Annotated in this window: 13 protein-coding genes; 9 read left to right on the top strand and 4 right to left on the bottom strand. The window is 60.3% G+C overall.

What is annotated here, in order from left to right; genetic code table 11:
• The first annotated feature begins 126 nt into the window (after positions 1 to 126).
• Complete coding sequence (locus LAD35_RS06265; protein WP_224151848.1) at positions 127 to 501, top strand: Hsp20/alpha crystallin family protein; 375 nt, start codon at positions 127 to 129, stop codon at positions 499 to 501.
• A 71-nt stretch (positions 502 to 572) separates the two neighbouring features.
• Here the strand turns inward: LAD35_RS06265 and tsaD are convergent, their stop codons facing one another.
• Both tsaD and LAD35_RS06255 read right to left on the bottom strand, forming a co-directional pair.
• Entirely contained in the window at positions 573 to 1,631 is a 1,059-nt protein-coding gene (gene tsaD / locus LAD35_RS06260) for a tRNA (adenosine(37)-N6)-threonylcarbamoyltransferase complex transferase subunit TsaD (RefSeq protein ID WP_224151847.1), read from the bottom strand.
• A gap of 111 nt (positions 1,632 to 1,742) precedes the next feature.
• A complete protein-coding gene (locus LAD35_RS06255; protein WP_224151846.1) occupies positions 1,743 to 2,453 on the bottom strand; it encodes a DUF937 domain-containing protein in 711 nt (236 codons plus the stop codon).
• Between the two features lie 265 nt (positions 2,454 to 2,718).
• Between LAD35_RS06255 and ybiB the strand changes: the two genes are divergently transcribed.
• The 3 genes from ybiB to LAD35_RS06240 all read left to right on the top strand — a co-directional run bounded on the left by ybiB (position 2,719) and on the right by LAD35_RS06240 (position 5,907).
• Positions 2,719 to 3,693 carry a DNA-binding protein YbiB gene (gene ybiB / locus LAD35_RS06250; RefSeq protein ID WP_224151845.1) on the top strand — a complete coding sequence of 325 codons (975 nt, stop codon included), beginning with the start codon at positions 2,719 to 2,721 and terminating at the stop codon, positions 3,691 to 3,693.
• Positions 3,690 to 4,610, top strand: a complete 921-nt coding sequence (gene cobA, locus LAD35_RS06245; protein ID WP_224151844.1) for a uroporphyrinogen-III C-methyltransferase — start codon at positions 3,690 to 3,692, stop codon at positions 4,608 to 4,610. Before ybiB ends, cobA begins: the two co-directional genes overlap by 4 nt.
• Positions 4,611 to 4,710: 100 nt before the next feature.
• Positions 4,711 to 5,907, top strand: coding sequence for a glycerophosphodiester phosphodiesterase family protein (locus tag LAD35_RS06240; RefSeq protein WP_224151843.1), 1,197 nt, complete (start codon positions 4,711 to 4,713; stop codon positions 5,905 to 5,907).
• Positions 5,908 to 6,024: 117 nt separating this feature from the next.
• On the opposite strand, the gene LAD35_RS06235 is transcribed toward LAD35_RS06240, so the two are convergent.
• Complete coding sequence (locus LAD35_RS06235) at positions 6,025 to 6,534, bottom strand: acyl-CoA thioesterase (RefSeq protein ID WP_224151842.1); 510 nt, start codon at positions 6,532 to 6,534, stop codon at positions 6,025 to 6,027.
• A gap of 87 nt (positions 6,535 to 6,621) precedes the next feature.
• Here LAD35_RS06235 and LAD35_RS06230 point away from each other — a divergent pair, with 87 nt between their 5' ends.
• From LAD35_RS06230 to LAD35_RS06210, 5 genes are all read left to right on the top strand, one after another.
• Positions 6,622 to 7,527, top strand: a complete 906-nt coding sequence (locus LAD35_RS06230) for a DUF3626 domain-containing protein (RefSeq protein ID WP_224151841.1) — start codon at positions 6,622 to 6,624, stop codon at positions 7,525 to 7,527.
• Between the two features lie 185 nt (positions 7,528 to 7,712).
• Complete coding sequence (locus LAD35_RS06225; protein WP_224151840.1) at positions 7,713 to 8,978, top strand: BaiN/RdsA family NAD(P)/FAD-dependent oxidoreductase; 1,266 nt, start codon at positions 7,713 to 7,715, stop codon at positions 8,976 to 8,978.
• Positions 8,979 to 9,111: 133 nt separating this feature from the next.
• Positions 9,112 to 9,324 carry a 30S ribosomal protein S21 gene (gene rpsU / locus LAD35_RS06220; protein WP_007833691.1) on the top strand — a complete coding sequence of 71 codons (213 nt, stop codon included), beginning with the start codon at positions 9,112 to 9,114 and terminating at the stop codon, positions 9,322 to 9,324.
• Positions 9,325 to 9,490: 166 nt separating this feature from the next.
• Positions 9,491 to 9,937 carry a GatB/YqeY domain-containing protein gene (locus tag LAD35_RS06215; RefSeq protein WP_224151839.1) on the top strand — a complete coding sequence of 149 codons (447 nt, stop codon included), beginning with the start codon at positions 9,491 to 9,493 and terminating at the stop codon, positions 9,935 to 9,937.
• A gap of 157 nt (positions 9,938 to 10,094) precedes the next feature.
• On the top strand, positions 10,095 to 12,458 hold the full coding sequence (locus LAD35_RS06210) for a PKD domain-containing protein (RefSeq protein WP_224151838.1): 2,364 nt from the start codon (positions 10,095 to 10,097) through the stop codon (positions 12,456 to 12,458).
• Between the two features lie 129 nt (positions 12,459 to 12,587).
• On the opposite strand, the gene LAD35_RS06205 is transcribed toward LAD35_RS06210, so the two are convergent.
• The gene (locus tag LAD35_RS06205) at positions 12,588 to 13,487 is read right to left on the bottom strand and encodes a LysR family transcriptional regulator (protein WP_224151837.1); all 900 of its coding nucleotides are present in this window, start codon (positions 13,485 to 13,487) and stop codon (positions 12,588 to 12,590) included.
• Positions 13,488 to 13,492: the final 5 nt, after the last annotated feature.

The following is a 13,492-nucleotide window of genomic DNA, read 5'->3' as shown; positions in this document are numbered from 1 at the left end:
GAAAGGGTTTCAAGAGCAGTTCCATAAAAATAAAAAGCAGAGAATTTCTCTTGAAATCAACGCTTCTCCATCCAACTACCAGTCATTCAGCAGCAATCGTGCTGCGCTGATAGAAAAGGAATGAAGATGATCATGAGCCCTCTGCTGCACCGCTCCGCTTTTGCTGTTTCGCCCGCCGCCATGGATGCTGCCCTGCAGCGCTTCCTGCAGACCACCACCTCCACGCCAGCGAACGAGACGGTCAACCAGGAAGCCAATGTGTTCACCATCCAGCTTGATGTGCCTGGCCTCTCCCGTGAGCAGTTGACCATTGCACTGCAAGACAAGACAGTGCGGCTGAGCAGCGTGGAAGGCGCACCGCGCAGCGTGCAACGCGCCTGGAAATTGCCTGCAGCGATTAACGCCACCCTTTCCAAGGCAACACTGGAGAACGGCGTGCTGACCTTGACCCTGGCCACCCACCAGCCAGAGCCCACGGTGCAGACGCTCAGCATCCAGTAACAAGGCATTCACCCAAAAACAAAACGGGGCCCAAGCGGCCCCGTCTTGCTGCCCGAAGGCGCAGATGTGATCTATACCGCAGCGGACGGTGCCACGATGGAATCAAGCGGCCAGCGCGGCTTCACGTCAAAGGCATAGATTTTCTCCGCCTGTTGCTGTCCTGCCTGGATGCGCATGGCAGCCGCCATGGCAATCATTGCGCCGTTGTCGGTACACAGATGCAGCTCCGGGTAATGCACGCGCACGCCGCGCTTGGCGCAGGCGGTGTTCAGTTGCTCGCGCAGCAGGCGGTTCGCGCCCACCCCACCAGCAACCACTACGCGCTTCATGCCGGTGTCCTTGAGTGCGCTCAAGGTTTTCTTCACCAGCACCTCGACGATCGCCGCCTGCGTGGAGGCCGCCAGATCGGCCTTGCGCGCATCCAGCGTGTCGCCCAACTTCTTGGCCTGGGTCAGCACGGCGGTCTTCAGGCCGGCAAATGAGAAATCCAGATCACCGCTGTGCAAGAGCGGGCGCGGCAGCTTGAAGGCTTCGGGATCGCCGCCTTGTGCAAGGCGCGAAAGCTCCGGCCCGCCCGGATACGGCAGCCCCAGCAGCTTGGCAGATTTGTCGAACGCCTCGCCTGCAGCATCGTCAATGGTTTCGCCCAGAATCGCGTACTGTCCCACGCCATCGACGCGCATCAGCTGCGTGTGCCCACCCGATACCAGCAGCGCGACAAATGGGAATTGGGGCGGATCATCGCTCAGAAACGGCGAAAGCAGATGGCCTTCAAGGTGATGAACGCCAAGCACTGGCTTATCGAGTGCTGCGGCCATGGCGCAGGCCACACCCGAGCCCACCAGCAGTGCACCCGCCAGGCCCGGCCCGCGCGTGAAGGCAATGGCATCGACGTCATCCAGCACGCAACCGGCATCCTGCAGCACCTTTTCGGTCAGGGGCAGCACACGGCGGATGTGGTCGCGGCTGGCCAGCTCCGGCACCACACCGCCATAGGCGCGGTGCATCTCGATCTGGCTATAGAGCGCATGGCTCAGCAGCTGCGGCACAGCGCCACCCTCCCGCGTGCGCACCAGGGCCACACCCGTTTCATCGCACGACGATTCGATTCCCAAAATCAGCAAACTCATGGGGCGAAAGTGTAGGCGCTTCAAAGGGCGGACATGAAAAATCCCCAACACCACCCCGCATCGCGGGAAGGTATTGGGGATGCATTGAAGCAGTGGCGAGTGCGCCTGCGATCAGCGGCGGCCGCCGAGCAGCGAGCCACCGATCTTCATCAGATCGCCCACATCCAGCTTGCCGTCACCATTCTGGTCCAGAAGCGAACCCAGCAGGCCGCCGCCCAAGCCACCTTGCTGTTGCACGCGGCTTTGTTCCTGGCCCAGGGCACTGCCCAGATCGGAAGAGTTCATGCCACCTGCCATCACACGCTGCGCGAGGAAGGACATCACAATGGGCGCCAGCATCTTGAGCAGATTTCCTGCATTGTTTCCAAGACCCGTGGCCTGCCCCAGGCTGCTCGAAGCCTGGTCCTGCTGGCCACCAAAAATGTGACCCAGAATGCTGCCACCATCAAGCGCAGCAGGGTTACCGCCCGCAGGAGCGCCGCCGCCCAAGGCTCCGCCCAGCACGCTGCCCAGCATACCGCCGAGGCCACCCAGGCCGCCACCGGCCTGGCTGCCACCCGCCCCTCCGCCCAGCAACGAGCCCAGCAAGCCTCCCAGGTCCGGGCCGCCGGCGTGGTCACGCTGCAGCGCGCCAAACAGGGCATCGGCTCCTGCGGCGTTTTGCGTGTTGTTGCCCAAGGCGCCCAGCATCATCGGAATGGCAGCCTGCACGGCCTGCTCGGTCTGTGCTTCGCTCTCGCCCAGGCTTTGCGCCATCTGCTGCATGGGTGCGCCTTGCAGTTGCTGCAGCAGCTCTTCAACCATCGATGGAGATACGGACATAGGGTTTCCTTTCATGCGCCCAAAAAGGCATTGGCTCAGACCGCCGATATTAGGCCCTTGCCACCACTTTGCAGCCGCTCACAGCGCAAAACTTCGTCAATTGTCACAGCACCTTGCATGATTGGCATGACAAATGCATGTCTTCCAAGCATCTGCACCGGACAAGGGCGCCTGGCCCATACCCCGCATGTTGGGAGGCATGATTTTTCTTATTACTTTTTCATCTATAAAACCTAAAATAATATGCCAAACATTCCTGCATACCATGGCCATACAGCACTACATCAAAGAGATCGGGCGCGGCGCACGTGGCGCCAAGGCGCTGGACCGCACACAGACCGCTGACCTGCTTGGCCAGATTCTGGATGGCCACGTCAGCGACTATGAGGTAGGCGCGTTCTGTATCGCCATGCGCATCAAGGGAGAAACCGCCGAAGAGATGTGCGGCCTGTGGGATGCGGTGCATGCCCGCATGGCTCGCCTTGGCTCGCCAGGCCCTGTGCCTGCCGTCATCATTCCCAGTTACAACGGCGCACGCCGCCTGCCCACCCTCACGCCATTGCTGGCGCTGCTGTTGGCGCGCGAAGGGCTGCCGGTGCTGGTGCACGGCATGCAGACCGAAGCCAGCCGCACCTCGGTATTCGCGGTGCTGCAACGCCTGGGCATCAGCACACTCCCGCAGGCCGGCATCGTGGCGCCTGCCCAGGTTACCACCGTGCATACGGCCACCTTGCTACCGGCGCTGGCGCGGCTGCTGGCCGTGCGCCAAGTGATCGGCCTGCGCAATCCAGGCCACAGCGTTGCCAAGCTGCTGCAGCCCGTAGCAGGCCCCGCCCTGCTGCTGGGCAGCTACACCCACCCCGAGTACCTGCCCATGCTGCAAGCTACGCTGACGCAACTGGGTCTCGATGCCCTGCTCTCTCGTGGCCTTGAAGGCGAAGTCTGCGCCGACCCGCGCCGCACGCCACAGTACGACGGTTTCGTACATGGTCACCATCAATTGCTGCAGGCGCGTGCCGCAGGCACCGACAGCGAAGTGCCGGGGCTGCCTGACAGTATCGACGCCGATAGCACCGCCCGCTATACCGAGGCAGTGCTCGCAGGTCGCCTGCCAGTGCCTGCCGCCCTTGCGCAACAGGTGCAACACATACGCAGCCTGGTGGATTTGATGAGAAATTCAGCCTTGTCGTCCTCCGAACAAGCGCAGAATGCTATTAAATCAGGAGCAAAACTCCCATGACCGATGAAATTTTGGCCCCTTCGGACAATGCCCATCTGCCCACTACGGCCAAGCCATTGCCTGGCAGCTGCACGCTGGTGGGTGCCGGACCGGGCGACCCAGACCTGCTGACCATCGCTGCCGCCAAAGCCATTCGGCAGGCCACGGTATTGCTGGTGGACGATCTGGTGAACGACGCGGTACTGGAATGGGCAGCGCCCGGCGCGCGCATTGTGCATGTGGGCAAGCGCGGCGGCTGCCAGAGTACACCCCAGGCCTTCATCCAGCGGTTGATGCTGCAGGAAGTGCAAAGTGGCGAGCAGGTCGTGCGCCTCAAAGGCGGTGATCCATTCATTTTTGGCAGAGGCGGCGAAGAAGTGGAATTCCTGCGCGCCCATGGTGTGATCCCTCGTATCGTCAACGGCGTCACGGCTGGCCTTGCCGCCGTCACCAGCCTGGGGGCGCCGCTGACCCACCGAGACCATGCCCAGGGGGTGGTGTTCATCACCGGACACGCCAAGCCCGGCGGTGTGGGGCCCGACTGGGTGCAGCTTGCCCAGACAGCTCACAGCGCCCGGCTCACCCTTGTGATCTACATGGGAGTAGCTGGCGCCATCAGCATCACCCAAGGCCTGTTGCAGGGCTTGCCCGGCAATACGCCGGTGGCCATCGTGCAACACGCCAGCCTTCCCCTGCAACGCCAGGCCATCACCACCTTGGCGGAGCTTCCCGCCACCATGGCGCGCGAGCAGCTTGGTAGCCCGAGCGTCATCGTGGTGGGCGATATCGTCCACTGCGCGGCCCTGGCAGCTCAAGCCGAGCAGTCCGTTGATCCGCAACAAAGTGGCGATACCGCACTCCAAGATACCTCCTCTTTTTACGACTACGATAGCGAGGCGCTGCTCGCCCGTGTACCACGACGAGTAGCGCAACCGTAAAACTGCCGCCTGATGCCCCCCAGGCTCTCATGCAATGGCAGTTACGGCCCGCCAGCAGGCCACCCAGCTGCTGGCCTCACTAACAAGACGAGGAGAAAACGTGAAGCCAACGCAACATGCATGGCGTTTGGGAGCCATCGCCATCACCGGCCTGTGTGCAGCGCTCATCAGCGGCTGCAATACCGAATTTGGCGTGGGCCCCGGCGACGGTGGCGAAACCCCTGGCAACCCCGATTACCCCACGCTGGATAACAAACGCCCCCAGAGCTTTGCATTGGCCAGCGTTGGCAGCCAGCCCGCCAATTCGCTCGAAAGCATGGGCCAGGCCATGACGCAAAGCGCTGATTTCATTGCTGTGGATCTGGTCATGAGCAAGGATGGCACCCTGGTGGCCCTGGGCTCTCCCGATATCACCGACATTACCAATATCGCCAACCACTCCGAGTTCTCTGACCGCAAGACCACCAAGGTGATCGACGGCATTTCGGTCACCGGATGGTTTGCTTCCGACTTCACGCTGGCAGAACTGCAGACATTGCGCCTCAAGAATCCAACGGGCTCCAGCACTCCGACCGACATCAACAGCTTCCGTATCCAGTCACTTGCGCAAGTGTTCGACTGGGCCAAACGGCAAGCCCGCACGCCCGGCCTCTACCTGCAGACCCGCAACCCCACCTACCATAGCAAGCTGGGGCTACCCATGGAAGACAAGCTGATCGCCGCGCTGCAGCAGGCGGGAAATACGTCGGCAACCTCGCCCGTGATGATCCGCTCTACGGAAGTTCAGCACCTCAAGACCTTGCGCGACAAGACCAAGGTACGGCTGGTGCAGATGATTCAGGGCAGTGACCTCACACCCTGGGGCGTGATCCAGTTGTCAGCGCCCTATGACCGTCCTTATGATTTCACTGTGGCAGGCACGGCAACCACCTATGCCGACATGGTCACCACTGCAGGCCTGGCGCAGATCAAGACCTACGCCGATGGCATTTCGCCATGGAAGCCTTATGTCATCTCGGCCACCTATCTGGACAAAAACAATGATGGCCAACCTGACGATCTGAACAATGACGGCAAATGGGACTACCGTGATCGTCAAATGATGTCTGCAACCAACCTCGTGACCAATGCCCATGCAGCCAACCTGTTTGTGCACCCGTTTGAGTTCTCCAGCGATGTCAGCACGCTGGCCAGTGATTTTGCAGGTGACGCCAGCAAGGAATACAAGCTGTTCTACAAAGTAGGTGTGGATGCCGTTTTGTCTGCCAACCCGGCAGATGCCAACAAGGCACGGTGATCACGCGCCTTCGCCCTCGCATATCTGTGCCTGAAAACACAAAAGCCAGCGCCTTCGCTGGCTTTTGTGTTTCAGAGTCTTTTACATGTTTGACGGGATGGCGCGGCACGCAATCAATTACTGCCCACCCGCACCTCCTGCCGCAACGTCGGTCTGCCGGGTTTCGGCAAAGCGCCGGGCCAGTTCCTTGCGCAACTCCTTGCGGGTGATGGCAGCGTTCCAGCGGCGTTTTTCCTCATCGGTTTCGGGTTGCAGCGGTGGCACGGGCACCGGCTTGCGGTTGTCATCCACCGCCACCATCGTGAAAAAGCAGCTGTTGACATGGCGCACGCTGCGCTCCTGGATGTTCTCGGCCACCACCTTGATACCCACCTCCATTGACGAGGTGCCGGTGTAATTGATGCTGGCGTAAAACGACACCAGTTCACCCACGTGAATGGGCTCCAAAAACATCACCTGGTCGACGCTCAGCGTGACCACATAGCGGCCTGCATAGCGGCTGGCACAGGAATAGGCCACATTGTCGAGCTGACGCAGGATGGCCCCGCCATGCACATTGCCAGAGAAATTGGCCATGTCTGGCGACATAAGCACGGTCATCGTGAGTTGGTGGTGAGGAAGACGCATGGTCGCAATTGTAGGGATTTGCCGCCCAAAGCGACACTGCCCTCCAGGCAATGAATCCACGCCCACGGCTGCTATGCTGGCGCCACCATGCGAACACCTGCCTCCGAGCCCGCATCTTCCGTGTTGAAGCCTGCCCAGTTACAGGCGTTGCAAGCCGTGCAAAGCCGTGGTACCAGCCACTGCAATACAGCGCCGCTGGCCCCCATTCACATCCACTTTCATGCCGATTGGCTGTATGGTGGCCAGCCGGTAATGGCACAACTGGCTGCCAGCGGACGCTACCAATCACAGTTTGAAAGCGGCTGGAGCAACGGCAGCTACAGCCCGCAAGCCGGTGGTCAGCGCTGGCAGTGGGAGCATGACTGGTTTGCCGGTGCCTATGATTCGTCTGCCCCAGATGAGCGTCCCGTGTATGGGGCCGTGGATCTAAGCCCATTGGGCCACGCCTGCAGCATCGGCTACGGCGCAGCCCCGCGCTTTGGAAGCGCCTATCTCGTGCTGCACCCGCAACTGGCTATGCGCAGCAGCTTCTGCGACCCTGACAGCTACTGGCAGCCCACGCATGTGGGCCTGTGGCCGCAGATGGATTGGCAACAGCTGCGATGCCTCTCTCTGCCCGACCCGCTGGACCACTATGTGGAGGCACAGCTTCACGGAGGCCTGGTGCTGGCACGCGATGTGGCGGCCATTGTGCTGGACCCGAGTCTGGCGGGAAGCCCGGCTGCGGCTGCGGCCACACGCTGCGGCGTGCCGGTGCGCTGGCACGGCGGCTACCGTTTGACTGCAACCATGCTGCCGGATGCTGCCGCCTATCGGGGCGCAGAAATTGCAGATGCGCTGCAAGACATGTTGGCACGGCTGGATGGCGCTGAGCACCAATGCCTGACCCCCGCAACGCTCGGCCGGGCGCAGGCAGAACACCCCACCCGCTACGATGGCCCCACCCTGAAAAAGGCCTGGCACTGCATGGCCCGTTTCGGGCGCACGATGTAACGGCGCATGTATCGCCGATAATGCGGCGCTTTTCAGGTGTCGCACCACCCCCAAGCACAGCCCGTGCCCACCCCCAAGGCGGCGTTTTTGCAAGCGCAGTTCAGTGTGACGATTCATTTCAAGAAAATTGCACAAATCGCGCATTCACCAAGCGCAGCAAGCTCTCTTTTTAATAGCAATTCAGTATGTCCCCATCCAACGTCTCCCTGCAATTTGACGCGGTCATCATCGGCGCCGGTGCTGCCGGACTGTTTTGCGCCGCACAGGCGGGGCAGCGCGGGCTCAAGGTCCTTTTGATCGATCATGCGGCCAAAGTGGCGGAAAAAATCCGTATCTCAGGCGGCGGGCGCAGCAACTTCACCAACCGCGATCTGGATGTGCGCGCACCACACAAGCACTTTGTCGGCCAGAACCCGCAGTTCTGCCGCTCGGCGCTCTCTCGCTTCACACCTGCCGATTTTGTGGCCCTGGTCGACAAGCACGGCATTGCCCACCATGAAAAGCACAAAGGCCAGTTGTTTGCCGACCATTCGGCCGAAGACATCATCGCCATGCTGCTGGCCGAGTGCGAGACCGGCCGTGTGGAGCGCTGGCAGCCCTGTGCTGTCAAAAATATAGAAAAAATGGCAGATAGCGAAGATGCAACGGCCACCTATCGCTATCAAATTGATACTGATCGCGGGCGTGTGCAGGCCACCAACCTCGTCATTGCCACAGGCGGCTTGTCCATCCCCAAGATCGGCGCCACCGATCTGGGCTACCGTCTGGCCCAGCAATTTGGCCTGAAGCTGGTAGCTCGCGAGCCCGGCCTTGTTCCTATGACCTTTGACGGTGCTGCATGGGCGCCCTATGCACAACTGGCGGGCCTCGCACTGCCCGTGGTGATTGGCACTGGCAGCAAGAAAACGCGCATGGAGTTTCACGAGGATCTGCTCTTTACCCACCGAGGCCTCTCTGGCCCGGCAATTCTGCAAATCTCCAGCTACTGGCAAGCAGGCATGCCTATCGACATCAACCTGGTGCCCGAGCTGGATGTGGCCGCGCACCTGCTGGCCGCCAAGCAACACTCACGCAAGCTGATTGCCAACGAACTGGCGGCCATCGTGCCAGCACGCCTTGCCGACGCCTGGGTGGCACAGGATTCCGACTGGCAGCGCCCGATTGCCGAGGCCAGCGACAAAGCCCTGCTGCGCCTGGCAGAGCGCCTGACATGCTGGCAATTGACGCCGACAGGCACAGAAGGCTACCGAAAAGCCGAAGTGACTGTGGGCGGCGTCGACACCAGCGAGCTGTCGCAGCAAAGCATGGAAGCCAAGCGCATACCCGGTCTGTTCTTCATTGGCGAGGTGATCGACATCACCGGTTGGCTGGGTGGCTACAACTTTCAATGGGCCTGGGCCAGTGCGGCTGCTTGTGCAGGGTCGTTGCATTCCGACAAAAACCAGTTATAATCTCAGGCTCTTTGCTGGCAAAGCCCTGTCTGCCAATACTAGTCAATATGACAGGGCACAACCCGCCATACAAGGCTTTGGGGCCCGATCTTCCCCAAAACCCTCTGTTGGCACCAATGGAAAACATTAGCTAATGACGACTATCCGTGTAAAAGAAAACGAACCCTTTGACGTTGCTCTGCGCCGCTTCAAGCGCACCATCGAAAAACTGGGCCTGCTGACCGACCTGCGCGCTCGCGAGTTCTACGAAAAGCCAACTGCCGAGCGCAAGCGCAAGAAGGCTGCTGCTGTCAAGCGCCACTACAAGCGCGTTCGCAGCATGCAACTGCCCAAGAAGCTGTACTGATCGCAGCTTTCACACCCGGCGCATTGAATGCCCAGGTTGTGACACCACCCGCGCTAGGGACGCCAGGCGCGGGTTTTTCATTTTCTGGCGTAGCCACCCCAGCACACCCATACAACTTCGGCAGCCCGCTGCTCACACCTCCGGCCTGCCCCAAAAGGAGAAAGCCATGAGCTTGAAAGCACAAATCACCGAAGATATGAAGACCGCCATGCGTGCCAAGGACCAGGAACGCCTGGGCACCATCCGCCTGCTGCAGGCTGCGATGAAGCAAAAGGAAGTGGATGAGCGTGTCGAGCTGGATGACGCCATGGTCATTGCCATCGTCGACAAGATGATCAAGCAGCGCAAGGACAGCATCGCAGCCTTTGAAACCGCGAACCGCCAGGATCTGGCCGACAAGGAAAAGGCCGAGATCGAAGTGATCAAGGCCTACTTGCCAGAGCGCATGTCCGCAGAAGAAGTCACCGCAGCCGTTCAAGCCATTGTTGCTGAAGTCGGCGCCTCAGGCCCAGGCGACATGGGCAAGGTCATGGGTGCCGTCAAGTCCAAACTGGCTGGCAAAGCCGATATGGGTGTGGTGTCCGCCGCTGTCAAGGCTGCACTGAGCCACTGAAGCCTTTTGAAGGGGCTGCCGAGCCGGTTTCAATTTGTCGCACTTTAGCGCCAATTACCTGCTTTTCAGCACCAATACAAGCTGCCGTACAATACCCGGTTGGCTGCGCAGGCAATGCGTTGCCAATTTTTTGCCCGTCATTTAATTGAAGAGACCCATGCGACTGTTTACAAAGAGCATTACCGCTGCACTGATCTCCTGCGCGTTTTCTGCAGGCTGGGCCGCGAACACGATCACGCCACAGAACGGCAACTGGATCATCACCAATGAACTGACGGGCAAACCTGGCCGCGGCATGGGTATCGATGTACAAGACGGCGTCTTCCTGATGCAGCTGTACAACTACAACGAAGACGGCTCGGCCACCTTCCACATGGCTACCGGCCCTGTGGTTGACAACAAAGTGGTTGCACCTCTGATCCAATACAAGGACGGCCCTTCATTTGGCAGCGCTCCCAAAAATGGCTCCGAAGCAGCCAATGCGGGAAATGTCGAGATCGAGTTCACGAGCCGCACCACCGCCACCATCAAGTTGCCCGGCGAAAAAATCAAGCGGATGCAGCGTTTCAACTACGAAAGCATGCCGGAGAACCAGTGGTCCGATACCGCATACTCGGAGCGCTGGGCCATGGTGGAGTTCGATGAGAACGACAAGCCGGTGAAAACCTATTTTGCCGATATCGGCCTCGGATCGCAGCTGGCCCTCAACCCGGACATGGACCCCGGTTGGCCATATGCCAAAAGTGACAAATTCACAGTTCGCCGCTTTGATCTTTCCACACCCAAACAGTATGGGTTCATGGAGTGCAATTACACCGGTGCCGACCACCTGTTTGCCTGCGTGGGCGAAGAGCTCAACAGCAGCGGCACGACGCTGACCCGTCAGCCCACCACACTGACCATGGAGCGCAGCCTCGATGAGCTGCACGGCACCATCACCGTGGGCACCGGCGGCGCCAAGCACCGCGTTCTGGGCGCACGGGTGGAAAAGGTGGCGTACAGCATCAAGGACAACAAACTGGTCACCAACCAGTTTTTCCGCCGCAACTCCTTGCCTGAAGCGGGTACCTGGATTGTGACCAAGGAAGTCACCGGCAAAGCCGGACGCGGCATCTCCCTGGATGTGCAAAAGCCTACCAACGCCAAGCACACCTTGTTCATGCCGATCTACAACTATACGAACACCGGCAAGGCGACCTTCCATATCGGGCTGCAGGTTCACAGCCCCAGCACCATCCCTACCCCAGATACCCCCTCCATCCGCCTGCTGCAGTACCGTGATGGCCGCCATCTGGGCGGCCCGGCCGCAGATGGTGTTGAGGATGGCTATGCTGGGATCTCTGAGGTGACGTTTGCCACTTCCGCAACCGGACTCGTTCAGTTCCCGCAGGAAGACCCTCTGCGCATGCAGCGCTACTACTTTGGCGTGGACGTGGAAAGTGTCGACAGCCTGGTCGGCACCTGGGCATTGCTTCCCCATTCAGGTGCTGTCAAGCACCGCATCCTGAACCTGGTGAAAACTGGTGAAGGCGTTGTGGAAGACAAGGAAGCGGGCTATACCTGCTTCTCCAACTACTGGCTGGAATTCCGTTTTACCTGCGAACCAAAGACGCAAACCGGCGACCAGCAGCGCATCCGCATCGGAACCGGCTTCTACGGTGCTGCGCGTGCCATTCTGGGTGACGGCGGCCCACTGCCTGACACCTCACCAGAGTTGACCATCATGCGAATCGCAGACGGCAAGGGCAATCTGGTTCAAGCAGGCCCGCTGTACCTCGATCCATCGATCGATGATGGCACGAACGGCCCCGATGACGGCTCCGAGCAGCCCGCACCCAAGCCCAACAAGGTTCCTGTCGCAGTGATTACAGATGTCACCGATGCCGTCCATGGCAAAACAGTCAATCTGGACGGCAGCAGCAGCTCCGATGCAGACGGCAACCCCATCACCTACAAATGGGCGCTGATTTCTGCGCCCGAGGGCAGCACTGCATACCTGTCGTCCAGCACCGCTGTCAAGCCCAATTTTCTGGCAGACAAGGTAGGCCAGTATGTGGTCGTCCTGATCGTCAATGACGGCAAGGACAACAGCCAGGCAGCCCAAATGACCATCAACGTGAAGGCCATCAACAACGTCCTGCTCTATAGCGTCGGCAGCACGGGCACCAATGACACCACGGAAAACCTGGTGACCTGGCCCTACACCGCCACGCCGACCTCCACTGTCAGCTGTGAAGGCAACTGCGGCACGACCTACAAGGTGGCCGGCTACAAGCTGGTAGCCAATGGCAGCAACTACACCATTGCCGATCTGAAGACGGAAAACCTGACTCCTGACTCTCCTGTGAAAGCCACCTTTGACGGCCTGCGGGACGGCCAGGTTGTGACAGCGGGCCAGCCACTGGCATTTGCCCTGCGCAGCACCTACACCAACGGCGAGACTGTGAAGCTGCAATACAGCTTCACCATCAAGGAAACCGGTCAGAAATTCTCTTACCTGACGACGTTCAAGAGCAACTGAGCGTTGACGCCATGACTGAGCCTTCTGTGCAGCGCGCAGAAGGCTTTTTTACTGGGGCATCCTCAGTGCCATCTATGACAGCAATAGCATCCATGTTGGCTGGCCTCACCGAGAGATGCCACCCAGCGCCTAGCTGGTGGATCCACTCAAATACTCCAGCAGCGCCCTTGCAGCTGGTGGCAGTTGGCTCTCGTCTCTGCAACTGATTGCAAAGCGCCGGTACGCCCAACTGTCAGCAAGCGGAACCACGCGCACGTCGGTATTGGCTGCATAGGATTGCGCCACTTCGCGCGGCACCACACTAATGGCCAGATTGGCCTGCACCACGCGCAGGGCTGCGTCGAAATTGGAAACATGCACCCGGTGGCGCAGGCTTTTGCCTTCTTGTGCCGCAGCGCGGGTCAGCAGAATCTGTACCGCGCTCAGGGCCGGCATGCTGACATGTTCGTAATCCAGCACGTCGGCAAAGTGCACCTCGTCCAGCTGGGCAATCGGGTGGGTCTTGTGGGCGGCAATAGCCAGCCGGTCGCTGCGGTAGGGCCGCGTCTGCAGACCGGACAGATCGGCTGCATCCCAGCAGATGCCCATGGCGGCACGCCCTTCGCGTACACCACGCACCACGTCCGGGCTTACACATTCTTCCAAGGTAACGCGGATGTTGGCGTGCGCAGACTGCTGCAGGAAACAGGCAACATCTTCGGCCAGCGATTCGGCCATCACCGAAGCCGTCACCAGCACCCGCACCTGCCCTTGCACGCCTTTGCTGTAGGCCGCCATCTCCTGCTGCATGTGGTTGGCCGCCGCGAGCATGGTGCGGGCATGCTCCAGCAAGGTCTCTCCTGCTGCAGTGGGCCGCAGGCCGCGCTTCTCGCGCAGAAACAGATCTGCCCCCATCTGGTGCTCCAGCTGAGCCAGACGCTTGCTGATGGCAGACGCCACCAGGGCCTCTGATTGCGCCACCTTGGCAATGCTGCGCTGCTCGCATACCTGGACAAACAGGCGCAGGTTCAACAGGCTGAGGTCATGCATCGGCG

The sequence above is a fragment of the Comamonas odontotermitis genome (assembly GCF_020080045.1).
GTDB classification, from domain to species: domain Bacteria; phylum Pseudomonadota; class Gammaproteobacteria; order Burkholderiales; family Burkholderiaceae_C; genus Comamonas; species Comamonas odontotermitis.
Note: the sequence above shows the minus strand (reverse complement) of the source record. Positions and strands in the feature narration are given on the sequence as shown.

Coding starts and splice junctions, on each gene's coding strand:
- LAD35_RS06265 (WP_224151848.1), top strand. CDS start 127: ATGATCATGAGCCCTCTGCTGCACCGCTCCGCTTTTGCTGTTTCGCCC.
- tsaD (WP_224151847.1), bottom strand. CDS start 1,631: ATGAGTTTGCTGATTTTGGGAATCGAATCGTCGTGCGATGAAACGGGT.
- LAD35_RS06255 (WP_224151846.1), bottom strand. CDS start 2,453: ATGTCCGTATCTCCATCGATGGTTGAAGAGCTGCTGCAGCAACTGCAA.
- ybiB (WP_224151845.1), top strand. CDS start 2,719: ATGGCCATACAGCACTACATCAAAGAGATCGGGCGCGGCGCACGTGGC.
- cobA (WP_224151844.1), top strand. CDS start 3,690: ATGACCGATGAAATTTTGGCCCCTTCGGACAATGCCCATCTGCCCACT.
- LAD35_RS06235 (WP_224151842.1), bottom strand. CDS start 6,534: ATGCGTCTTCCTCACCACCAACTCACGATGACCGTGCTTATGTCGCCA.
- LAD35_RS06230 (WP_224151841.1), top strand. CDS start 6,622: ATGCGAACACCTGCCTCCGAGCCCGCATCTTCCGTGTTGAAGCCTGCC.
- LAD35_RS06225 (WP_224151840.1), top strand. CDS start 7,713: ATGTCCCCATCCAACGTCTCCCTGCAATTTGACGCGGTCATCATCGGC.
- rpsU (WP_007833691.1), top strand. CDS start 9,112: ATGACGACTATCCGTGTAAAAGAAAACGAACCCTTTGACGTTGCTCTG.
- LAD35_RS06215 (WP_224151839.1), top strand. CDS start 9,491: ATGAGCTTGAAAGCACAAATCACCGAAGATATGAAGACCGCCATGCGT.
- LAD35_RS06210 (WP_224151838.1), top strand. CDS start 10,095: ATGCGACTGTTTACAAAGAGCATTACCGCTGCACTGATCTCCTGCGCG.
- LAD35_RS06205 (WP_224151837.1), bottom strand. CDS start 13,487: ATGCATGACCTCAGCCTGTTGAACCTGCGCCTGTTTGTCCAGGTATGC.